The organism is Nonomuraea sp. NPDC050536, assembly GCF_044457685.1.
Taxonomy (GTDB): domain Bacteria; phylum Actinomycetota; class Actinomycetes; order Streptosporangiales; family Streptosporangiaceae; genus Nonomuraea.
The window spans coordinates 73,584-96,255 of sequence record NZ_JBITHD010000027.1 but is presented as its reverse complement, the minus strand read 5'-3'; the positions used below and the strand labels follow the sequence as shown (position 1 = coordinate 96,255).

The 22,672-nt window shown below is 69.3% G+C and carries 19 protein-coding genes; 10 read left to right on the top strand and 9 right to left on the bottom strand.

Going from position 1 to position 22,672, the window contains the following annotated elements; translation table 11 throughout:
• The first annotated feature begins 41 nt into the window (after positions 1-41).
• The 5 genes from ACIBHX_RS45840 to speB all read left to right on the top strand — a co-directional run bounded on the left by ACIBHX_RS45840 (position 42) and on the right by speB (position 5,958).
• Positions 42-668, top strand: coding sequence for a LysR substrate-binding domain-containing protein (locus ACIBHX_RS45840; protein ID WP_397074474.1), 627 nt, complete (start codon positions 42-44; stop codon positions 666-668).
• Positions 669-859: 191 nt separating this feature from the next.
• Positions 860-2,281, top strand: coding sequence for a WGR domain-containing protein (locus tag ACIBHX_RS45835; protein ID WP_397074473.1), 1,422 nt, complete (start codon positions 860-862; stop codon positions 2,279-2,281).
• A 109-nt stretch (positions 2,282-2,390) separates the two neighbouring features.
• On the top strand, positions 2,391-3,971 hold the full coding sequence (locus ACIBHX_RS45830) for an amidohydrolase family protein (RefSeq protein WP_397074471.1): 1,581 nt from the start codon (positions 2,391-2,393) through the stop codon (positions 3,969-3,971).
• A 9-nt stretch (positions 3,972-3,980) separates the two neighbouring features.
• A complete protein-coding gene (locus tag ACIBHX_RS45825) occupies positions 3,981-4,913 on the top strand; it encodes a LysR family transcriptional regulator (RefSeq protein ID WP_397074469.1) in 933 nt (310 codons plus the stop codon).
• 10 nt (positions 4,914-4,923) lie between these two features.
• Positions 4,924-5,958 carry an agmatinase gene (gene speB, locus ACIBHX_RS45820; protein WP_397074468.1) on the top strand — a complete coding sequence of 345 codons (1,035 nt, stop codon included), beginning with the start codon at positions 4,924-4,926 and terminating at the stop codon, positions 5,956-5,958.
• A gap of 47 nt (positions 5,959-6,005) precedes the next feature.
• Here the strand turns inward: speB and ACIBHX_RS45815 are convergent, their stop codons facing one another.
• The gene (locus tag ACIBHX_RS45815; protein WP_397074466.1) at positions 6,006-7,463 is read right to left on the bottom strand and encodes an MDR family MFS transporter; all 1,458 of its coding nucleotides are present in this window, start codon (positions 7,461-7,463) and stop codon (positions 6,006-6,008) included.
• 383 nt (positions 7,464-7,846) lie between these two features.
• On the opposite strand from ACIBHX_RS45815, the gene ACIBHX_RS45810 reads away from it, so the two are divergent.
• Positions 7,847-8,911 carry a serine hydrolase domain-containing protein gene (locus ACIBHX_RS45810; RefSeq protein ID WP_397074464.1) on the top strand — a complete coding sequence of 355 codons (1,065 nt, stop codon included), beginning with the start codon at positions 7,847-7,849 and terminating at the stop codon, positions 8,909-8,911.
• Positions 8,912-9,028: 117 nt separating this feature from the next.
• Here the strand turns inward: ACIBHX_RS45810 and ACIBHX_RS45805 are convergent, their stop codons facing one another.
• The 6 genes from ACIBHX_RS45805 to ACIBHX_RS45780 all read right to left on the bottom strand — a co-directional run bounded on the left by ACIBHX_RS45805 (position 9,029) and on the right by ACIBHX_RS45780 (position 14,499).
• The gene (locus ACIBHX_RS45805) at positions 9,029-9,916 is read right to left on the bottom strand and encodes a M23 family metallopeptidase (protein WP_397074463.1); all 888 of its coding nucleotides are present in this window, start codon (positions 9,914-9,916) and stop codon (positions 9,029-9,031) included.
• Positions 9,917-10,246: 330 nt separating this feature from the next.
• Positions 10,247-10,750 (bottom strand): hypothetical protein, encoded by a 504-nt coding sequence (locus ACIBHX_RS45800; RefSeq protein ID WP_397074461.1) that lies wholly within the window; start codon positions 10,748-10,750, stop codon positions 10,247-10,249.
• Between the two features lie 72 nt (positions 10,751-10,822).
• Positions 10,823-11,665, bottom strand: a complete 843-nt coding sequence (locus tag ACIBHX_RS45795) for an oxidoreductase (RefSeq protein ID WP_397074460.1) — start codon at positions 11,663-11,665, stop codon at positions 10,823-10,825.
• Positions 11,666-11,714: 49 nt separating this feature from the next.
• A complete protein-coding gene (locus tag ACIBHX_RS45790; protein ID WP_397074459.1) occupies positions 11,715-13,172 on the bottom strand; it encodes a dihydrolipoyl dehydrogenase family protein in 1,458 nt (485 codons plus the stop codon).
• Positions 13,173-13,197: 25 nt separating this feature from the next.
• Positions 13,198-13,650 (bottom strand): VOC family protein, encoded by a 453-nt coding sequence (locus ACIBHX_RS45785; RefSeq protein ID WP_397074457.1) that lies wholly within the window; start codon positions 13,648-13,650, stop codon positions 13,198-13,200.
• A gap of 21 nt (positions 13,651-13,671) precedes the next feature.
• Positions 13,672-14,499 carry an alpha/beta fold hydrolase gene (locus ACIBHX_RS45780; protein WP_397074455.1) on the bottom strand — a complete coding sequence of 276 codons (828 nt, stop codon included), beginning with the start codon at positions 14,497-14,499 and terminating at the stop codon, positions 13,672-13,674.
• A 348-nt stretch (positions 14,500-14,847) separates the two neighbouring features.
• Between ACIBHX_RS45780 and ACIBHX_RS45775 the strand changes: the two genes are divergently transcribed.
• Complete coding sequence (locus ACIBHX_RS45775) at positions 14,848-16,476, top strand: tannase/feruloyl esterase family alpha/beta hydrolase (RefSeq protein WP_397074454.1); 1,629 nt, start codon at positions 14,848-14,850, stop codon at positions 16,474-16,476.
• 20 nt (positions 16,477-16,496) lie between these two features.
• On the top strand, positions 16,497-17,045 hold the full coding sequence (locus ACIBHX_RS45770) for a hypothetical protein (RefSeq protein ID WP_397074452.1): 549 nt from the start codon (positions 16,497-16,499) through the stop codon (positions 17,043-17,045).
• Between the two features lie 74 nt (positions 17,046-17,119).
• Here the strand turns inward: ACIBHX_RS45770 and ACIBHX_RS45765 are convergent, their stop codons facing one another.
• On the bottom strand, positions 17,120-18,178 hold the full coding sequence (locus tag ACIBHX_RS45765; RefSeq protein WP_397074451.1) for an alpha/beta fold hydrolase: 1,059 nt from the start codon (positions 18,176-18,178) through the stop codon (positions 17,120-17,122).
• A 285-nt stretch (positions 18,179-18,463) separates the two neighbouring features.
• Between ACIBHX_RS45765 and ACIBHX_RS45760 the strand changes: the two genes are divergently transcribed.
• The gene (locus tag ACIBHX_RS45760; protein WP_397074449.1) at positions 18,464-19,219 is read left to right on the top strand and encodes an alpha/beta hydrolase; all 756 of its coding nucleotides are present in this window, start codon (positions 18,464-18,466) and stop codon (positions 19,217-19,219) included.
• 7 nt (positions 19,220-19,226) lie between these two features.
• Here the strand turns inward: ACIBHX_RS45760 and ACIBHX_RS45755 are convergent, their stop codons facing one another.
• On the bottom strand, positions 19,227-21,956 hold the full coding sequence (locus ACIBHX_RS45755; protein ID WP_397074448.1) for a LuxR C-terminal-related transcriptional regulator: 2,730 nt from the start codon (positions 21,954-21,956) through the stop codon (positions 19,227-19,229).
• 125 nt (positions 21,957-22,081) lie between these two features.
• Between ACIBHX_RS45755 and ACIBHX_RS45750 the strand changes: the two genes are divergently transcribed.
• Positions 22,082-22,630 carry a TetR/AcrR family transcriptional regulator gene (locus tag ACIBHX_RS45750; protein WP_397074446.1) on the top strand — a complete coding sequence of 183 codons (549 nt, stop codon included), beginning with the start codon at positions 22,082-22,084 and terminating at the stop codon, positions 22,628-22,630.
• Positions 22,631-22,672: the final 42 nt, after the last annotated feature.

The window sequence follows — 22,672 nt, the reverse complement described above, 5'->3', positions numbered from 1 at the left end:
CACCTCGCCATCCATAAGTCCAAGACAGATTCCATCTGGGCTTGGATAAGTTCAACTTATGGAGTTGCGTCAGCTTCAGTACGTGCTGGCCGCGGTGGAGGAAGGCAGCTCCCGAGATTCGGGTGACGCTGCGCACCGGCGATCCGGAGCACCTGACGGCGCAGGTGGTGGCGGGCGAGCTCGACGCGGCCGTCATCGGCGCCGTGGACCCCCGCCTTCCTGCCGGGCCGGCTGGGCAGCGTCTCCCGGCCACGCTGGCCAGCTCTGAGATCGCCGCGGAGCCACTCGTGATCGCGGTCCCATCCGGTCACCCTCTCGCCCAGGTGGCCGAAACGGCCGTGTCGGATCTACGTGGAGAGAAGATCGTCACCCTCACCCGCGGCACCGGACTGCGTGCCGCACTCGATGCCGCCTGTGCCGAAGCGGGCTACACGCCGGAGATCTCGGTCGAGACCGATGACCTGGTCGTGCTCGCCGAGCTCGTCGGGCGCGGCTTCGGCGTGGCCTTGCTTCCCCGCTCGGCCGCAGCTGGGCCATGGCCGTCTCTGACGATGATTCCCCTGCGGCAACCCGCACCACACCGCCTCATGACGCTGATCTGGCGCCGCGATCGCCTCTCGGCGCTCTCCCGGGCGTTCCTCGAGCTGACCGGATCGCTCGTGCCTTGATCGACGGCGTGCCTGCGAGACGGATGCCGGATATCCGGCAGGAGTGCAGATCGCGTCGATCTCGATGCTGATCTTCTTGCCTGTCGGGTTGACCGCGACGACATCGCTCGGAGTGAGGCGCTGATTCTGTCGCCGCGGTGATCTAGTCTCCCGTGCAGTTGATCAAGCCCGGCAAATACGGAGAAGCGGATATGACCTACCTCGAGCTGTCCGAGGACGGCGGCGGATCGCACAAGTTCTATGAGGTGACCGTGGCGGGGACTCAGGTCACGATCACCTACGGACGCATCGGCGAGCCAGGTCAGACGAAGGTCACAGCCTTCCCCAGCGAAGCGAAGGCCCAGGCCGCGGCGGCCAAGAAGCTCGGCGAGAAGACCCGCAAGGGCTACGAGCCCGCCGTCCGCGGAGTGCGCGAGCGCCGAGCGGTCACCCGCAGGGCCATCGCCAGTACTCGCTCGACCGCCCAGCAGGCGCCGGTCCTGTGGCGCTTCGACAGCGGCGCGGCCGCGTTCGGCATCTTCGTGGACGGTGAACGCTGCTGGGTCGGCAATCAGCGCGGCGACGTCTACACCGTCACCCACTCCGGCACGGTGACCGGCCGCTTCCGGCTGCCCGACGGCGTCAAGTGCATCGTGGCCGACGACTTCTGGATCTACGCCGGGTGCGACGACGGCCGCGTGTACGACCTGAGCGGCAAGGTGCCGAGGTCCGCGTACGAGATCGCCGCTGACGTGGACATCTACTGGCTGGACATCCACGACGGCGTGCTCGGCGTCTCCGACCGGGCGGGGCGGATCACCACGATCGACTACGAGGACGAGTTCCAGTGGGCGCGGACCGGTACCGGGGAGTCCGCCTGGATGGTCAGGTGCGACGAAGACGCCGTCTACCACGGCCATTCGAACGGAGTCGCCCGCTACGACACCTCTGACGGGACGCTCGTCTGGGAGAACAAGCTGGCCGCAGGCGTGCTGTTCGGCTGGCAGGAGGAGCACTCCGTCTACGCGGGTACGGCCCGCCGTACCGTCCACCGCCTGGCCAAGAGCGACGGCCGGGTCGAGGCGGTCTACCAGTGCGACGGTCCCGTCTATTCCTGCGCCACCTCGCCGGGCGGCCGCCACGTTTTCGCCGGCGACAGCCACTCCTCGGTCTACTGTTTCGACGCCTCCGGCGAGCGGCTGTGGAAGCTCGCCACCGGCTGCGGTTCGGCGTTCTCCATGCAGTTCTTGGACGACCGGCTCTACATCGTCACCACTGACGGCTCCCTGGCCTGCATCGACGCCAGCGAGGCCGCCATCGCCGCGGCCCGCGCCGGCAGCGTCCCGCAGCCCCTGGACGTCAAGGCGGCGGCGTCGCTGGCGGTGGTCGAGCCGTCCACCGTACTGGAAACCGTGCTGGAGACCCACGGCGAGGGCGACGGCGTAGTGGTGGAATGCATCAAGGAGGGCGACCGCCTGCGGGTCCGCGTCGTAACCCCCGGCTACGAGTCCTGGAACGTCCAGTTCCCCAAGTCCGTCAGGGAACCGGGCGCCCGCTACGTGGTCGACGGCATCCGCTCGGCCGGCCGCGGCGGCTTCTACCGAGCCTACGGCGAAATCAGGCGCCTCCTATGATCCAAGTCACCAACGCATCGGCCGGATTGTGTTCGGGTGGACGAAGCATGCCGTATGCGGAAGAAACCATCATGGGGGGCATGACGTCCGGAGTAGGCAGGAGTACCGCATGCCCACGACGCTGATCATCCGGGGTGGGACCGTCTTCGACGGGACCGGTGCTCCCGGTCGCAGGGCTGACGTCGCGGTGGACGGCGACCGTGTCATCGGCATCGGGTCCATCCCCGAGTCGGACTCGGCCCTCGTGCTCGATGCGACCGGTTGTGCTGTCGCCCCGGGCTTCATCAACGTCCTCAGCCACGCCTACACAGCCCTCCAGCAGGACCCGCGCGGGCTGTCGGACCTCTATCAGGGCGTCACCACGGAGGTCTTCGGCGAGGGGCTATCGATGGGACCGGTTGCGGGCCGGATGGTGGAGTCCCTCCCGGCAGGGGAGACGGCTTGGCCGAGGCTGAGCGAGTTCCTCTCCCATCTGGCGACGAACGGTGTGGCGCAGAACGTGGCGAGCTTCGTGGGCGCGTCCAACCTGCGGCTGCTCGGCGCCGGCTTCGAGAACCGGTTGCTCACTCGGGCAGAGCTGGAGGAGGCCTGCGCGCTGCTCGACGAGGAGCTCCACGACGGCGCGCTCGGCTTGGGCTCGGCCCTCATCTACCCGCCGGAGAGCTATTCCTCGACCGAGGAGCTCATCGCCTTCTCCCGCGTCCTGGCCAAGCACGATGCGCTCTACATCTCGCACATGCGCAGCGAGGGCGAACGGCTGCTGGAGGGCATCGACGAGGTGCTCCGCATCGGCCGCGAAGCCCAGGTGCGCGTGGAGATCTACCACCTCAAGGCCGTCGGCCGCGAGAACTGGCACAAGATGCCACACGCCATCGAGCGCATCGAGGCCGGTCGCCAGGCCGGTGTGCGGGCGAGTGCCAACATCTACCCCTATGTCGCCGGCAGCACGTCCCTGGGCGCCATCATTCCGCCGCCCTTCCACGCGGGCGGCCGTGCCGTACTGCTCAAGCACCTGCGCGACCGCGCGACTCGTGACGAGATCAAGTCCGCCATCCGCCAGCCGTCGCCTGAGTGGGAGAACCTGTTCCTGGCGGCCGGCGGCCCCGAGGGAGTGCTCCTGCTCTCCGGTACGGCTACCGCCGGCCTGTCCCTCGCGCAGGCGGCTTCCCGAGCCGGGATCGACGATCCGCTCGACCTGGTCCTGGACCTGGTCGAGGGGGACGAGGAATTCATGGCCGCTTACTTCATCGGCCACCAGGACAACGTGCGGATGGCGCTGCAGCGCCCCTGGGTGTCCGTCGGATCCGACTCGGAGTCCGTGGCCGCGGAAGCGCCCTACGTCGACACCCCGGTCCACCCTCGCTCGTACGGAAGCTTCGCGCGCATTCTTTCCCGGTACGTCCGGGAGGAGAAGCTGCTGCCGCTGGAGGAGGCGATCCGCCGGATGACCTCGCTTCCAGCCGACAACCTCCGGTTGGCCGGGCGCGGGCGGATCGCACCCGGCGCCTACGCCGACCTGGTCGTCTTCGATCCGGAGACCGTGGCGGATCACGCCACGTACGAGCGGCCTCACCAGTACGCCACGGGCACCCGCCATGTCGTGATCAACGGCTCCGTCGCGTTCCGGGATGGAGCACCGACGCAGGCTCTGCCCGGCCGCGCGCTACGCAGGGGACTCAGCGCTCCATAGCATGTATGGATGATAGATTTCCGCCAGTTCCACGTGCTGAGGGCGATCGCGGTGAACGGGTCGCTGGCGGGAGCCGCCCGCCAGCTCCACTACGGGCAGCCGACCATCAGCTATCACCTGGACGCGCTCGAGGCGCATCTCGGAGCCCGGCTGGTCGAACGAGGCCCCACCGGCGCCGTGCTGACGGACATCGGCGCGATGGTGCTGGAGCACGCGACCGTCGTGCTGGAGCGGATCGAGGCCGTGGAATCGGATGTCGAGGCGCGCCTGGCCCATGGCGTGTCCACGCTGCGGATCGGCGCTTTCACCACGGCGGCGACGAGGTTGCTGCCCGGCCCGCTGCGGCGCGCCACCGCGGGCAGCGGGGCGCGGATCGAGCTGACGGAAGCCGAGCCGCTGGAACTACTCACGCAGGTTCGCGCCAGATCGCTGCACTGTGCACTGATCTACGACGTCGCCGGCGCTCGCTATGGCGCTGACCTGCGGGTGGAGACCTTGTTCGACGATCCCTTCCGCCTGCTGATGCCCGCGGACCACGCGCTGGCGGGGACATCGGAGCCCGTCGACATCGGCCTGCTGGCCGGCGAGGGCTGGATCATCTCCAGCGGCTCCTACGACCCCAGCGACCAGACCCTGTTCGCGACCTGCCAGTCCCTCGGTTTCCGCCCCCGCATCGTGCTACGGGCCGACAACTACAGCGTGATCCACGGATTCGTCGGCGCGGGCGGAGCCGTGGCGCTCGTGCCCGACCTCGCCCTCGAGCAGGGCTACGAGGTCGTCGTCCGTGACGTGCTCCAGGACGTCGGCGCTCGCGGCATCCAGTTCGTCACGCCCGCCGGTCCGCAGCCCCCGGTGGTGGACAGGCTGCGAGTCGAGCTCCATAGACAGTATGGAGCCGGTGCCGAAAACCGGGGCATTCCCGGTCACGAGGCCGGGCTGTGAGGATGCGGCCATGACCGCGATGTATGGCCCTGACCTCACCTTCCTCGGTGTGCCCGCCTGCGACCTGGACGAGCCGTCCACCTGGAGCGATGCGCAGGTCGTCATCCTGGGCGCGCCGTACGACGGAGGCACCTCCTACCGGGCTGGCGCCCGCTTCGGTCCCGGAGCCATCCGCCAGGCGTGCTACCTGGACCACGACGGCAGCCGGCCGTCTCTTGCCCTGGGTGTGGACGGCTTGCTGGATCTCCAGGTGAAGGACGCCGGCGACGTCATGATGTTCAGCGGCGACGGGCAGGCCGCCCATGCCGCGCTGGAGCAGGCCGTTCACACCATCGCGGCGGCCGGCAAGATCCCTCTCGTGCTGGGCGGGGACCATTCGATCGCCCTGCCGAACGTCACCGGCGTGGCGCGCGCGGTCGGCTGGGGGCGGGTCTCGATCATGCATTTCGATGCGCATGCCGACACCGGCGACAGTTCCTTCGGCTCGCTCGTCGGGCACGGCCAGCCGATGCGCCGGCTGATCGAATCGGGCGCGGCCCGCGGCGACCGGTTCCTGCAGATCGGGCTGCGCGGCTACTGGCCGGGCCCCGAGACGCTCCGGTGGATGGCCGACCAGCGGATGCGCGCGTACGAGATGACCGAGGTGGTGGAGCGCGGCCTAGATGCGTGCCTGGCAGAGGCCTCGGCCGTCGCCCTTGACGACTGCGACGGCGTCTATCTGTCGATCGACATCGATGTGGTCGACCCCGGCATGGCGCCCGGCACGGGCACTCCGGAGCCGGGCGGTCTGACCTCGCGCGAGCTGTTGGACGCCGTGCGACGGCTGTCCTACGAACTGCCGATCGTCGGCGTGGAGGTGGTCGAGGTCGCCCCCAGCCACGATCACGCCGACGTGACGGCGATGCTCGGTAGCAGGGTCGTACTGGAGGCCCTGTCGGGCTTCGCCCGGCAACAGGCAGAGAAGCGCGGGCAGCTGAAGCCATGGAATCGCAGCGAGCCACTGCTCCACCGCTACGGCTCAGCGCCCCTGCCCACCGACACTTGATCTGCCGGCTTGCCGGGCAGGCACAGCCCGCCCGGCAAGTTCACTTGTCAGTGACCGGCTCCTACGAGCTCGCCGCCGTTGTCGGCCTTGGCCGGTAGGAGCAGGGCGGTGATGACCACAGCCACGGACAGCACCGCGCCGATGATGAAGGCGAGCCGCATGCCGCCGAGGTTGGCCAGCGCCGCGGTGACTCCCTCGGCCTTCAGTGCATCGGCTCGCGCGCTCATCACGGTGATCACGAGCGCGGTGCCGAAAGCCGCGGCGACCTGCTGCAGCGTGCCCAGAATCGAGCTGCCGTGGGAGTAGAGCTCCGGGGTGAGCGCTCCGAGCCCGAGAGTGAACACCGGGGTGAAGGTCGCGGCCAGGCTCAGCATCAGCAGCACGTGCAGACCGAGGACCTGCCAGTACGGCATGGTCATCGAGACCTGGGTGAAGCCGGCGAGCGCGAGCATGATCCCGATCGCGCCGGGGATGACCAGGACCCTGCCGCCGAACTTGTCGAACAGTCGGCCGACGGTCGGGCCGAGCAGTCCCATCGCCAGGCCGCCCGGCATCATGAGGAGTCCGGTCTGCAGGGCGCTGAGTCCGCGGATGTTCTGGATGTACAGCGGCAGCAGGATCATCGAGCCGAGCATCGCCATGAAGGACACCGACATCAGGATCAGCGCGACCGTGTAGGTGCGGTGGCGCAGGGTACGCAGGTCCATCAGCGGCGTGCCGCGCTTCTGCAGCGACAGCTGGCGGAAGACGAAGACGGCGATGGCGATCAGGCCGGCCACCACGATCGAGGCGGCAAGGCGGACGTCACCGCCCTCGAACCGGCTGAGGCCGTAGACCAGGCCGCCGAAGCCGGCCGCGGCGGTGACGACGCTGAACCAGTCGATGGTGCTGACCTGGGGCTCGCCGACGCTCTTGAGCCTGCGCAGGCCGCCCCAGGTGATCAGGGCGGCGATGGGGAACACCACGGCGAACAGCAGTCGCCAGGACCCGAGCTGGAGGATCAGTCCTGAGATCGCCGGCCCCATCGCGGGCGCGACCGAGATGGCCAGCGTGACGTTGCCCATCACCCGGCCCCGGTCTTTCTCGGGCACAACCTGCATCAGCGTGGTCATCAACAGGGGCATCATCACAGCCGTCCCGGACGCCTGGACGATCCGGGCGCCCAGCAACACCGCGAACGAGGGCGCGACGGCGGCCAACGCCGTGCCGAGCAGGAACAGACCCATCGCGGTGGTGTACGCGCTGCGGGTGGACACCCGCTGCAGGAACCACCCGGTGATGGGGATGACCGCGGCCATGGTCAACATGAAGGCGGTCGAGAGCCACTGCGCGGTCTGCTCGGTGATGCGCAGCGCGTCCATCAGCCGAGGGATCGCGTTGATCATGATCGTCTCATTGAGAATGACCACGAATGTGGCGAGCACCAGCAGCCGGATCACGGCCGGGGTGCGACCTGAAGCAGCGGCCGCGGACTTGGCGGGTGAGTCGAGCTGTGGGCGGGACACGGCACCTCGATCGGGGTTGTCGGGCATGGCATGGGGGTCACGGCTGGCATCCCAGCCTTGAGTCTCAGAAGCAGTGGTGGTCATGCAAAGACTGACCGATGCCACCGACAAAACTCATCGGCCACGCCCAGCATTCCGGCACCCGATGCCAAATGTCACCCGGTTTTCACCGCCGGCGGATGTCGATCTCCACATCACGACGTTGATCGTTTACGGCTGGGAGGCCCCGATCCCGCCCCATCTCGACCGCTGGCCGGCGACAGCTCAGGGTGCCGCACCGCCGTACCGGCCAGAGCCCGAAAGCACTTCCTGTGGTTTTCCGCAGGATGGGTGGATGGATCACCGCATTCCGCCGCAGCGTGGCCGTTCCTAGCGTTGAGCCCATGATGCAAACGCTGATGAACGTGCTGGTAGCGGTATCCGTCGCGGCAGGTGGCCAGGGAGCCGGGGTACGCCCCGAGCTGGAGAAGATCGTGGAGGGCAAGGGGGCGACGGCGGCGCTCGTACGGGTCTCCGACGGAAAGCACACCGAGTCCGACGCGGTGGGAGTGCGCGACATCGAGCGCGGCGGGCGGCCCTCACCCAGCGGGTACTTCCGGATCGGCAGCGTCACCAAGACGTTCGTCGCGACCGTGGTGCTCCAGCTCGTGGACGAGGGCAAGGTACAGCTCGACGACCCCATCGACCAGTACTTGCCGGGCCTGGTGCCTGGCGGGGAGCACATCACGGTCCGCCAGCTCCTCAACCACACCAGCCACCTGTACGACTACATGAGCGAGCCGGGATACTCCACCAACCGGTGGCGTGGCGAGGCGCGGTTCCGCTCCTACCAGCCGCGTGAGCTGCTCAAGGTGGCCTTCGCCAAGAAGCTGCCCGATGACGGCAAGTGGCACTACTCCAACACCAACTACGTGGTGCTCGGGCTGCTGGTGAAGAAGCTGACGGGCAGGGCCTACGGCGAGGAGGTCGAACGCCGCATCCTGCGCCCGCTGGGACTGCGCCACACGCTGGTGCCGGGCGATCGGGCGGAGGTGCCGTCGCCGCACGCCAAGGGGTACGAGCCGATGCCGCACCTCGTGGACGCGACCCGGATGAACCCGTCGCTGGACTGGGCGGCGGGGGAGATGATCTCGACCACGGCGGACCTGGAGCGATTTATGTCCTCCCTGCTGAACGGCAAGCTGACCAGCGCGGCATCGCTGCGGGCCATGCGCACGACCGTCGAGACCGGGGTCGGATTCGGCTACGGGCTCGGTCTGCAGGCGTACCCGCTGCCGTGCGGCAAGGTTTGGGGGCACAGCGGTGAGCTGATCGGGTACCTGACCTTCGCGTTCCGCTCCGACTCGGGCAAGTCGATGACCATGTCGATCAACCCCTCGACCCGCAACCCGTCCACCGAGGAAGTGATGGCCATCGCCACCAAAGCGTTCTGCGGGACCACAGGCTGACGGACGGCCAAGTCGTCTCATCGCACCTCTCCTCTCGTGTTCACGAGTCGTGGACACGGGGAGTTGGCGTGGTCAAAGGCCACTTCCGAGTGGGGAAGTGGCCTTTGGGTGGCGAGGTCAGCCGCAGTGTTCGAAGGGGCTGGTGTAGGAGCTGCTGCCGACCGAGCCGCCCCACCGGACGCACTGGTTGGCGGCGTTGAGCGGTACAGGCCCTGCGTAGTAGCCGTAGTTGCCGGAGTCAGTGGTACGGCTTTCGCCCTGCGGTTCCAGGAAGGCGGACACCGCGGTGGCGGTGCCGAGGTTGGTGGACTTCATGGTCACGACGCAGTTGTAGCCGTTGCCCGAGTTGTACAGCAGGTACGTGGTGCCACCGCTGAGGGCTGCGGAGTCGATGACGGAGTAGCCGCTGCCGCAGACGCCTTCGGGGGTGTAGGGGTTGCCGCTGCAGGCGTTGGTGCTGGTGACGGCCTTCTTCTCGCCCAGGGAGACGGTGACGCCGTCCACGGTGGGGCTGGTGTCCATCGCACCGGTGGAGGTCCGCTGTTCGTAGTGGAGGTGAGGGGCGGTGGCGCCACCGGTGGCGCCGACGGTGCCGATGGCGGTGCCCTGGCCGACGCTCAGGGAGCTGCCGGCCGACCGGACCATGGTCGCGAGGTGGGCGTAGCGGGTCCGGGTGCCGTCGCTGTGCCGGACTTCGATCCACTGGCCGTAGCTGGTGCTTCCGGCGTCGTAGAAGTACGCGGTACCCGCGGCGGTGGCGCGTACGGTCTCACCGTCGATGTCGTCGCCACCGTAGTCCTGCCAGTCGATGGAACCTGACGGGTTGTGGCCTGGGTACCAGTTGTTGGCGTAGAAGGTCTTTCCACAGTTGAAGGGACTCTTGTGGGAAACGGCGAGGAGGCTGGTGTTCTGCGCTGAGGCGGCCCGGGGGATCAGTACCGCCGTCAGCACGAGTAACAGGACAGTGATCGCGGACTTGAGGGTCGTCGGCCGGGTTGTGGGCATGCTCACCTCTCTGAGCAGGTTCGTATGGGGGGATACGGTGGCGCCCAGTTCCTGTTGTCGATGAGGCGATTCGACATCTGACCGCCTGTCCGAAAGGTCGGTCGAGCATGAACATAAACCTGAAAGTTCCCTTCATCAATCTCTCCACGATGAAATTTTGCGGCCTTCTCCAGCCGACCCACCGAGACCCACAAGCCCCCGCCCGACCCCACCCCACGAGAGCCACGCCCTGATACCGGTCTGCCTCCCGATATGACGAGCAACCCGCCCGCCTGCGTGTGGTGGACAGGGCTGTCCATGCCATCGCTCGATCGCGATGCGTTCCCCGAGTCACCTGTCCATGGCTTCGACAATCACCCGCACCTTGGCGGAACTTCCCGCATCCACCACGACCCTACGGACGTAACCGGACGACTCCCCGTCGTCGCTCGCGTACTGAGGCCTGTCGAAACCCTCATCGGTCAGGCCACAGCTCGCATGCCTGTCGATGGGCTCGGCGCCTTCATCCCTTTCGGGCTGCGGCAGGTGACTCGCACTCAGGAAGGACTTCAGCCCCGCGGCCGTCGTGGTGAATTCCACGGTCAGGGCGTACTCCCCGGACACCGGATGCAGGTCGGAGGCGAAACGCAGGCCTTCGGCCGGTACCGGCATCGCGAGCCGGAAGTGCTTGGCCGCCTTCCCCAGCTCCAGGTTGCTACCTGAACATGCCCGAGCATCGCTGATGTACGGCCCGCGCCCATCATCACCGGAGCCCAGAACGGCGCACGAACTCAGCCCGCCGGCCAGCACCACCCAGAAGAGCAGACGCCCCCGCCCCGGGGCGCTCAACATCATCCCGCCAGGCTAATCCAGGCCTCCACCCACCCACTATCCGTGCAGTGAGTCAGGTTCTGGGGTCATCGGGGGCTATCGTTCGTCGGTGGGGTAGTCGGCTGAGCGGCTTACGTCGGCCCATTTCTCGGTTTCGGCGGCGCGGATCTCTGCGGCTTTCTGGGCGGAGGCGACGGCTTCGCTGCCGAGGAGGAGCCGTCTGGGCGGGTCGTCGTCGCGGACGACGTCGATGATGATCTTGGCGGCGCGGGCGGGGTCGCCGGACTGGGTGCCGTCGGTGTCGCGTCGGTAGCGGTGGATGGCGCCCACGGTCTGCTCGTAGTCGGGGCCGACGGGGTGGATCTCCATGGAGGAGCCTTGCCAGTCGGTGCGGAACGCGCCCGGCTCGACGATGATGACCTTGATGCCGAAGGGTGCGACTTCGTTGGCGAGGACTTCGGAGAAGCCTTCGACGGCGAACTTCGCGCTCTGGTAGGCGCCCATCCCGGGGGTGCCGCCGACGCGTCCTCCGATGGAGGAGAACTGTACGAAGACCCCTGATCGCTGGGTGCGCAGGACGGGCAGTGCGGCCCGTGTGACGTTCACGACGCCGAAGAGATTGGTTTCGATCTGGGCGCGGAAGTCGTCTTCGGCCATCTCTTCGATCGGTGCGCTGTTGCCGTAGCCGGCGTTGTTGACGACCACGTCGAGGCTGCCGAAGGCGTCGGTGGCCTCCTTGACCGCTCGGGAGGCCGCGGCGGCGTCGGTGACGTCCAGTGTGACCGCTCGTATGCGGTCGCCGTGCCGGGCCACCAGGTCGTCGAGTTGCTTGGGGCTGCGTGCGGTGGCGATGACATGGTCGCCTGCTTCGAGGACGGCTTCGGTGAGGTGGCGTCCGAAGCCGCGTGATGCTCCGGTGATGAGCCATGTCTTGGCCATGGGTGCTTCCCTTCCTTGTAACTGCCTCATCAATGTAGCACTTATGTGGTTAATGTCCGCAACTATGTGACTGCTGGTCCCGGTACGTCTCGAGCAGCCGCAGCCACACCTCGCTGATGGTGGGGAAGGGCGGTACGGCGTGCCAGAGACGTTCGATGGGGATTTCGCCGGCGATCGCCACCGTGGCGGAGTGGAGGAGCTCCGCGACACCTGGTCCGGCGAAGGTGGCGCCGACGATCGTGCGGAGATCGGGGTCGATGAGGGCGCGGGCTCTGCCGCGGTAGTCCGGGTCGTGCTGGAGGGCGCCGGCGACGTGGCCGAGGTCGTAGTCGACGACGTCGACGTGGCGGCTGGTGCGCCGGGCTTCCATGGTGGTGAGGCCGACGCTGGCGATCTCGGGGTCGGTGAAGACGACCTGTGGTACGGCTGCGGTGTCGGCGGTGCTGGCGTGAGGGCTCCAGCGTCCGGTGTCGATCGGGGTGCCGCAGGCTCGGGCGGCGATGACGGCGCCGGCGATGCGGGCCTGATACTTGCCCTGGTGGGTGAGCAGAGCCCGCCGGTTGACGTCGCCCGCGGCGTACAGCCAGTCACCGGGGGCGGCGGTGACGGTGAGGGTGTCGTCCGTGGTGAGCCAGTCGCCGGGAGTCAGGCCGACGGTCTCGAGGCCGATGTCGCCGGTGCGGGGTGCGCGGCCGGTGGCGAAGAGGATCTCGTCCGCGGTGAGCCGGCCGCCGTCGGAAAGGGTGACGCGGACCTCGCCGCCCGTACGGGCAGCGGTGCCGACGGTCACGCCGAACCGCAGGTCGACGCCCGCTTCGCGGAGGCGGTCGGCGACGAGTTCGCCGGCGAAGGGTTCCAGCTGGGGCAACAGGCGGGTGCCGCGGGCGAGGAGGGTGACCTCGGTGCCGAGGGCCTGCCAAGCGGTCGCCATCTCGGTGGCCACGACGCCCGCGCCGACGATGACGAGTCGTCCGGGCGGCTGTGGGGCGCTGGTGGCTTCGCGGCTGGTCCAGGGGCGCAGGGCGGCGAGCCCGGGCAGGTCGGGGAGGGCGGCGCCGCTGCCGGTGCACACGGCCACGGCGTGCCGGGCCCGCAGGTGGACGGTGCCGCCGTCAGGGGTGGTCACGGCCACGCGTCGTGGCCCGTCGAGGCGGCCGTGGCCGCGTTGGAGCTCGATGCCGGCCGTCTTGAGCCATTCGACCTGGCCGTCGTCGTTCCAGTGGGCGGCCATGCGGTCGCGATGCGCCAGTACGGCGGCGGTGTCCAGCGGTCCGGCGGCGGCCGGATCCAGGCCGGGTACCCGGCCGGCGTCCGCACGCAGGAGTGCGGGCCGCAGCAGGGCCTTGCTCGGTTCGCACGCCCAGTATGAGCATTCGCCGCCGACGAGTTCGCTTTCCACGATGACGGTGCTCAGGCCGGCGGCGGTGGTCCGGTCGGCGACGTTCTCGCCGACCGGACCGGCCCCGATCACGACCACGTCATAGCTGCGGGTGTCTTCGGTGGTCATTAGTACTCCTCGGGGATGCCGTTGGTCAGCGGCCGGGCAGCCGTACGGTGATCTCCTGCAGGAACCAGCGGTTGCCGTCGGGGTCGGCGAACGAGGCGAAGGAGCCGTAGCTGGCGCGCTGCGGGTGCGGGCCCATGACGCGGCCGGTCTCGCCTGCCTGGTGGAAGGCGCCCGTGGCGTCGTGGAACGGGCCGGTGACGTCGACGCCGCGGCCGGCCAGTTCCTTGTGGGCCTGCTCGATGTCGGACACGATCAGATGCAGTCCCTGAACCGTGCCGGGTTCCGCGTCGGTGAGGCCGTCGCCGAAGATGATCGAGCAGGCGGAGCCGGGGGGAGTGACCTGAATGATCCGGTAACCGTCGTTGATGGGGAAGTCCGCGTCGAGGCGGAATCCCAGCTGCCGGGTGTAGAAGTCCTTGGCGCGGTCGGCGTCGGATACGGGCAGGACGACGACTTCGAGCTTCATGTCCATGGTCATGACCTTTCTTTCGGTCCGGCGCTATCGGGTGGCGCGTGCGGCCTTCTCGATGACGCCGGCCACGGTCTTGGGCTGGGAGACGGCGACGGAGTGCGAGGCGCGTACCTCGGTGATGTGCGCGTGGGCGCGCTTGGCCATGTAGCGCTGGACTTCGGCGGGGATGTTGAGGTCCTGGGTTGTGATGATGTCCCAGGTGGGCTTGTCCTTCCAGGCGGCGACCTCGGCCTTCTCCTCCAGGGCGGACTGGGCGATGGGCCGCTGGGTGGCGGCCATGAGGGCCGCGGGGCCGGCCGGTACGTCGGCGGCGAACTGGTGGTGGAACTTGCCAGGCTTGATGTACAGGTCGGTTCCGCTGGTGCCGTCGGGGAGGGTGAAGGGGGTGGGGTCGAGGGTGCCGGGGAGGGTGGATCCGGGGAACTTGTTCGTCAGTTCCAGGGCGGTCTCACCGGGGGCGGGCAGGAAGGCGGCGACGTACACGAGGGCCTTGACCTGGGGGTCGTTCGCGCCGGCGATGCTGATGACCGAGCCGCCGTAGGAGTGCCCCACGAGGATCTTGGGTCCTGCGACGTGGTCCAGGACGCTGCGGAGTGCGGCCGCGTCGTTGGCCGGTCCGCGCAGCGGGTTGGCCGCGGCGACGACGGGATAGCCGTCCGCGCGCAGCTCTTCGATCACCGCGTTCCAGCTTGAGGCGTCGGCGAAGGCGCCGTGCTCCAGCACGATGGTCGGCTTGGTGGGTTTGTCCGCCGCGAAGGCGGGTGTGGCAGCGGCGGTGGCGAGGAGACCGATCGCGACCGCCGACAGGGCGCCTGACATGAGCCGCCGGCTGCGTACACCCTTGATGCTGACCACGGTATTTCCCTTTCAGGAGGCTTCAGATGAGGTGCCATCACTGTCGTCCGGGAAGGACCGTGGTCACATCCGTCACTTGACGGTCAGTACGGCGAGCCGGCCGAGCCGTCGTTCAGTGCCGACGGTGCCAACCGAGACCGTGTACGGGATGCGCGCCTCAGCGCGTTAAGCCATTCGACTCTTCAGCCTGTGACGGCACTGCTCTGCCGTGAGCCGAGAGCTGCGTACATGTCCCCGTGTGCGGCCCGCTGACCTGCGCCTGGAGCGCTGACCGTCAACTGACTGATGTGCCGATGCCGGCTGCGAACGACAGTGAGACGCACCCCAACATTCAGCGATAGGAACGTCGTGAAACGTCTTCTGATCATCTTCGCGGCCGGAGTGCCGCTGGCGGCGGCGGTGTGCCTGCCTGCTGCGGCTTCGGCCGGCACCGCGAGCTCCGCCGCCGTCCCGTTCACGTGCTCGTCCATCTCCGTGAACGCCCCGGCAGGCACCGCGGTGGAGTCCGTGACGGCGGTGCGCCGGGACGCGGGCACCGTGACCATCCCTCCGGTGCCGCCGCTGACCGACACGGTCGAGATCCCGGACGTGCCGGCCTACTGCGATGTCACGGTCACGCTCACCCACCCGGGCGTCGGCGACCACGCCAAGGTGCGGGTCTGGCTGCCCGAGACGGGCTGGACCGGCCGTTTCCAGGCGCTGGGTGGCAGCGCCTTCGCCGCCGGCGACTACGGCGCGGGCCTGGCCGGTGCGATCAAGGGCGGCTACGCCGCCGCGACCACCGACGCCGGTGTCAGCACCTACATCGACACCAAGTGGGCCCTGAACAGTGACGGCGAGGTCGACACGGCGCTGCTGAAGAACTTCGCCGACCGGTCCCAGCACGAGATGACGGTCGTCGGCAAGCAGGTCGTCAACGAGGTCTACGGCAAGCCGGTCTCCTACTCCTACTGGAACGGCTGCTCGACCGGCGGCCGCCAGGGCTACATGGAGGCCCAGCGCCACCCTGGCGACTTCGACGGCATCCTGGCCACCGCTCCGGCGATCAACTGGGACGAGTTCGAGGTCGCGACCCTGTGGCCGCAGGTGGTGATGAACGAGGAGAACACCTTCCCCTCCCCTTGTGAGTTCAATGCCTTCAACGAGGCCGCCGTCAAGGCCTGCGACCCGCTCGACGGCGCACCCGACGGGCTCATCGGAGACCCCGCCACGTGCACCTTCGATCCGCGCCGGCTCATCGGCAAGACGGTCGAGTGCGACGGCAAACAGGAGACCATCACCGCGGCCGACGCCGCCGTCGTACGCAAGATCTGGGACGGCCCCCGCACCCCGTCCGGCAAGAAGCTGTGGTCCGGCATCCCGATCGGAGCCGGCTTCGACCTCGCCGGCACCCGCATCGACACGGACGGCAAGCGCGTGGGAGCGCCGTTCCCCGTACCGACCATCTGGGTCTCGACGTTCCTGAAGCGGCAGCCCGCCGACGACCTGTCGACGATCACCTACGCCGACTTCGCCAAGCTGTTCGCACAGTCCCAGGCCGAGTACGACTCGATCATCGGCACCGACGACCCCGACCTGTCGGCGTTCCGCAGCTCCGGCGGCAAGCTTCTGTCCTGGCACGGCCAGGCCGACGAGCTGATCCCCGCCCAGGGCACCGTGAACTACCGCGAGCGGGTGCAGGCGGTCATGGGCGGCGCGCGCCGCGTCGACGACTTCTACCGGCTGTTCCTGGCGCCGGGCGTCGCCCACTGCGCCGGCCCCACGAGCACCGGCCCCAAGCCCACCGACGCCCTCGGCGCCCTGACGGCCTGGGTCGAACAGGGCAAGGCCCCGCAGACGCTGAGCGCCGCCATCACGGACTCCTCCGGCAAGACGGCGACGCGCGAGTTGTGCCTGTACCCGTCCGTCTCCCGCTACACCGGCCACGGCGACCCGGCCGACGCCGGCAGCTACTACTGCGCCACCGTCCGGCACTGACTTCTGGAAAGGCCCCCATCATGAAACCGTCACCCCTGCTGAAGCTGTACCTGGGCCGTGGAGTCCTGGCCGTGGCGTGGGCCGCCGCGTTCGCCGTGGCGCACGATCCCATCGACGCCCTCACGATCACCCTGCTGGTCGTCTATCCGCTGATCGACGCGGTGTCCTCGCTGATCGACCTGCGTGCGCTCCCGGACGGATCGGAGCGTCGCCTGACGATGTTCAACGGGGGGCTCAGCACCCTGGCCGCCGTCGGCGTCGGCCTGGCGGGGGCGGGCGGGGTGGCGGCGGTGCTGCACGTGTTCGGTGCCTGGGCCGTCGTCTCCGGCGCGGCGCAGGTGCTGGTCGGGCTGCGGCGGCGCGGCCCGGAGTTGGGCAAGCAGTGGCCGATACTGATCGCGGGCGGTCTGTCGTTCCTCGTGGGCATCTTCTACAACATCCAGGCCTTCGGGGACGACGCCTCGCTCGACGTGCTGTCGGTCTATGCCACCGGCGGCGGCGTGTTCTTCATCATCCAGGCCGGGCTGCTGGCCTGGCGTGCCCGCCGGCCCCGGACGCAGCCCGTCTGACGGGACCGGCGAAAACACAGACAGCCTGCCGGATCGCATCCGGCAGGCTGTCTCGGTATCGCGGGTGATGGGCGTCAGAAGCGGTCCACGTCGACGACGGCCTGGGCGAAGGCCGTGGGCGCTTCCTGCGGCAGGTTGTGGCCGATGCCCTGCAGGGTGCGGTGTTCGTAGGCGCCGGTGAACATGCCGCGGTACGTCGAGCCGTCGCCCGGCGGAGCCGTGAAGGGGTCACGCTCGGCGTCCAGGGTGATGGTCGGCACGTTGATGGCCGGCCGTACGGCGAGCCGCTTCTCCAGATCGTCGTAACGGCGCTCCCCGTCGGCCAGGCTCAGCCGCCACCGGTAGTTGTGAATCACGATGGCGGCGTAGTCGGGGTTCTCGAAGGCCGCGGCCGTGCGCTCGAAGGTGGCGTCGTCGAAGTCCCACGTCGGGGAGACGGTGTCCCAGACGAGCCGGTTCAGGTCGTGCCGCTTGTCCTTGTTCTCCATGGCCAGCCGGCCCCGCTCGGTGGCGAAGTAGTACTGGTACCACCAGGCGTACTCGGCCTTCGGCGGCAACGGGTTGAGGTTGGCCTCGAGGTTCGTGATGAGGTAGCCGCTCACCGACACCAGGGCCTTGCACCGCTTCGGCCACAGGGCCGCGATGATGTCGGCGGTCCTCGACCCCCAGTCGAAACCGGCGAGAACGGCCTTGTCGATCTTGAGGGCGTCCATCAGGGCGATGATGTCGAGCGCGATCGCCGACTGCTGCGCGTTGCGGACCGTCTTCGAGGACAGGAATCGCGTGGTGCCGTGACCGCGCAGGTAGGGGACGATCACCCGGTAGCCCTGCGCCGCCAGCAGCGGGGCGACGTCGACGAAGCTGTGGATGTCGTACGGCCAGCCGTGCAGGCAGATGACCACGGGCCCGTGGGCCGGGCCCGCCTCGGCGTAACCGATGTCCAGCAGCCCGGCCTTGACCTGCTTCAGCGAGGCGAAGGACGTGTGCGTGCCGGGCGTGACCGCCGGCAGCGTCGGGGCCGCTCCGCGCTTGGTGGCGGAGGCGGCCGGGAACGCCTGCAGGCCCGCCAGCGAGGCGACGGTCGCGCCGGTGACCAAACCGAGGGTCTTGCCGAAGGTGCGCCTGTTGATCATGTGAAGTTCTCCGTGTCGTGTCGGCGGGAATGCGACATCTCTCACTGTTTCGGGCAGGGAGAGTCAGGCACATCAGTCACATGACGGTGAGAAACGGCGAACGGCAGCCGTGCCGGCCACGCGAAACCCTCCCCCGGAGTGCGGCGTCCCGGTAGACCGCGCCGGAGCAGTGACGCGAGGCAGGCAGGAACGTTGAGTCATTCGACTGTTCCCGCCCCAGGCACATCTGGATGATCCTTGGGTCACGGCCCATACGACCTGGCCCTGCGCTTTTCCGGAGGATCCGTGAACCCCACTCCCGTCGTCTTCATCCATGGCGCGTGGCTCCACGCGTCGTCGTGGGAGTCATGGAACGAGCGCTTCTCCAGTTTCGGTTTCGCCGTCTGCGCACCGGGCTGGCCGGGAGAGCCCGCCACGGTGGGCGAGGCCCGCCGGCATCCCGAGACGCTTCATGAGCTGGGGCTCGACGCGCTCACGGAGCACTACGCGCGCATCGTCCGTTCCTTCGACACCCCTCCCGTGATCGTCGGCCACTCGGTGGGCGGGCTCATCGCGCAGCACCTCCTCGGCGCGAACGCGGGCCGTGCCGCGGTCGCCATCGCCCCCGCTCCGGTCGATCACGTGACGTCCCCGGCGTCCGGGGAGCCGTGGCCGATGTCGATGGACGCCGGGGGGTTTCGGCGGCTGTTCGCCAACGCGGTCACCGAGCAGGAGTCGGCCGAGCTGTTCGCGCGCCACGTCGTTCCCGGGCCGCGCCGGCTGCTGGCCGAGCTGGGACGCGGCGGCGCCGTACGGCACCCGCGGGCGGTCGTGGACCACGGCAACACCGGCCGCGGCCCGCTGCTGCTGATCTCGGGGCAGGAGGACCGGCTGGTGCCCGACCACGTCACCCGGGCCGTGTACAAGTTGTACGGCGACTCGACGGCCACGAGCACCCTCAAGCAGTTCCCGGACCGGGCTCACTCGCTGGTCGTCGACAGCGGCTGGCAGGCGGTCGCCGACTATGTGCTGGCCTGGCTCGCCGACCCGTCGAAGTGGTGAAGAGGGCTCACGCGTCGCCGGCCTTGCCCAGAGCGTCGCGCAGCGCGGCACGCGAGGTGATGCCCAGTTTCGGAAAGACGCGGTAGAGATGGGAGCTGACGGTGCGCGGGGACAGGTGCGTGCGTTCGCCGATCTCCTTGTTCGTCAGCCCGCTCGCGGCCAGCTCGGCGATGCGGCGCTCCTGCCAGGTCAGCGCGGTCAGGTACGACAGCGAGGCCCGGGCGGGAGCCCCTGAGGCGCGCAGCTCGGCCTGGGCGCGTTCGGCCCAGCCTGTGGCGCCGAGCCGCTCGAAGGACTCGGCGGCGCGGACCAGGACGGGCCGTGCGGCCTTGGGGCCCTGGGTGTGCCTGAGCCGGACGCCGTGGGCCAGGCGGATGCGCGCCAGCTCGAACGGGAAGCCGGCTCCGGCCGGGTGGGCCTCGGCCCGGGCGTACATGTCCTCGGCCTCCTTCTCGTCGGCGGTCGTCATCGCCAGGGCGCCGAAGGTGATGAGGGCCAGCCGGGGGGAGATGCCGGGCAGGCCGGCGTCGTAGGCGGCCTGGGCGTGCAGGCGGGCCTGCTCCAGGCGCCCGGTGTGCACGGCGGCCTCGACCAGGTCCAGCAGCGTGCGTGAGGCCTGATGGGCGCAGCGCTCGAACGATCCCGGCGGCGTGATGCCGATGGCGTACAGGTAGGCGGCTTCGTAGTCACCCTCGCTCAGGGCCGCCGCCGTGCCGATGGCGTCGGCGATCTGGGTCAGGAATCCCACTCCGCGCGGGCGGGCCCAGGCGTCCAGGGCGGCCTGCAGCTCCCGGGCCCGTTCGACCTGGCCGCGCATGGCGGCCAGGAGCCCCAGGTAGGCGCGGGTGTGGTGGGTGAACAGCACGTATCCGTGTGACGTGGTCAGCTCCAGCGCGCGTTGTCCCGTCCGTTCGGCGTCGTCCCATTTGCCGGCGGCCAGCTGGTCGAGCATGATCAGGTGCAGCATGGTCATGCCGGTGGCCACGGCGCCGGTCTCCACCTCACGGTCGACGGCGCGCTGGAGGTAGGGCCGGTACTGGCTCAGCGTGTCGACGTGGTAGGCGGCGACGGCCAGGCGCGAGACGTCCCACGGTTCCAGCTCCGAGACGCCGGCGAACGCGCGCTCGACGCGCTCGTGCACACCCGCGCCGTGACGGACGACGTCGCTCCACGCGTCGCGGTAGATCGCCGAGCGGGTGTCGACCCGGTGCCCCAGAGAGCCCATGAGCTGCTTGGTGCGGTCCCACAGCGCGGCGTCGCCGGCGTACTGGCTGATAGCCAGCAGCACGTTCACCAGCCGGGAGAGTGTCGCGCCGTCTTCCGGCAGGCTCTCGATCGCCGCCGCGACGTGGCGGTGCGCGGAGCGTACGTCGCCGTCTTCGTACAGGGCCACGTACGCCGAGGTGACGACCGTGGCGGGGGAGTCGCTCGCGCCCGGCGGCAGGTCCGAGCGGGCGAGCTTCTGCGCCTGATCCAGGAGCGCGGCATGTCCGGCGATGAAGGCGGCGTCACCGAGCCGCCTGGAGCGGTCGGCGGGGGTCTCGCTCAGCTCCGCCGCGCGGGTCAGCCAGGCCACGGCCGCGACCGCGCCGCCGCGCCGGGTCGCCGAGTCGGCCGCGGCCTCCAGCGCGGCTGCCACCTCCTCGTCGGGATCCACGATCGAGGCCGCCAGGTGGCGTGCGCGCCGCTCGACGTCGTCGCGGTGCACCCGCGCGAGCTCGGCGTGTGCCGCGCGGCGCTGGTTGGGGGTCGCCAGCTGCACGACGGTGGTGCGGATCAGCGGGTGCCGGAAGACGAGGTCGCCGGTGGCGGGGTCGGTGTCCAGGAGGCCAGCCGCGACCGCTTCGTCGGCCTCCCGCATGCGGTAGCGGGCGCCGGGGGCGCGGTTGCCGCCCCGTCCCGCCCCGACGCCGTCGAGGGCGCCGCGCAGCAGTTCCTCGCGTACGGGACCGGCCAGGCGTTCGATGCGGATGCCGTAGACGTGCTGCAGACGCCGCGACAGCGGGATGTTGCCGAATCCGAGGAGTTCCTCGGGCGTGCGGCCGGTGTGGCCGCCGTTCAGATAGGCGGGCAGCTCCAACAGTGCCAGGGGGTTGCCACTGGCGTGCTCCAGGACGATGCGCCGGGTCTGCGTGTCGAGCTGGGGATGGCGCATGTCGAGCAGGTGCCCGGCGGCCTCCTCTGACAGAGCCGCCACGAGGAGCTCGGGTAGCGCGGCCGTGTCGAACCGCGAGCCGACGTCGGACCGTACCGCGATGAGCATCTTCACGGAGCTGCCGGTGAGCCGGCGCCCCACGAACCCGCACACCTCGGCGCTGGAGGCGTCCATCCATTGACCGTCGTCGAGCAACAGCAGCAGCGGTGTCTCCGCCGTCACCAAGGACAGCAGGTCGAGGACCGCGATGCCGAGGGACATGACCGACGGCGCCGTGCCCTCCCGCAGCCCGAAGACGACATCGAAGACGGCACGGTGGCCTTCGTCGAGCCCGGCCGCGTGGGGCAGCAGCGAGTACAGCAACTGGTGCAGGCCGGCGAAGGGCAGCTCCGCCTCCGCCTCGACTCCGGCGGCGCGGATCACCCGGTGGGTCTCCGGGGCCGCGAGGCCGGCCACGTGGTCGAGCAGGGTGCTCTTGCCGACCCCGGTCTCGCCCCTGAGGATGAGGGCTTGCCCCCCGGTGGCCGTCATGAACGCGGACAGCTGCCCTTGGACACCATCCCGGCCCACCAGCGACTCCATGCTTCCCCCACTCCTTCAGGTACGGCACTATAACTGCCTCATGTATGTAGCGGTTACGAGCGTAGTCTTCCCTTCTATGTGACAATAAGTCTGTCATGTGCAACGTGACGGGGTATCTTGGGCGCATGAGAGCAGACGCGACACGCAACCTTGAACGCGTCCTGAGCACCGGCGCCCGCATGCTCGCCGACGACCCCTCGGCGACCATGGCCGCCATCGCCACCGAGGCAGGAGTGGACCGCCGCACGGTCTACCGCCGCTTCGCCTCCCGCGAAGACCTCATGGCCGCCGTCTACGGGGCACGCTACGACGCGGTCGAGGAGGCCATCGAGGCCGCCAGGCTACGCGAGGCCCCGGTCGCGGTCGCGCTGCATCGTTACGTCGAGGGCATCATCTCCGTCAACCGCACATGGCCAGTGGAAACGAGCCGCATGCTCCGCGAGGCGACGCTCCGCGAGCGCCGCCGCCGCCTGATCGACGAGGTCGACGCCTTCCTGCGGCGCGCCACCGACGAGGGACTGCTGCGCTCCGACCTGCCGCCCGGCTGGGTGGCCACGGTCCTGCCGCCACTGATGGAACATGCCGCCGAGAACCTCTCCGGGCTGAGCGCCGCACAGGCCGCCGACGTCGTGGTCGACACACTGCTGCGAGGCATCGGCACCCCCCAGGCGTGACAGGTGGTCATGGGTCTCCTTACGTACGGCGCGGCCTCCGGT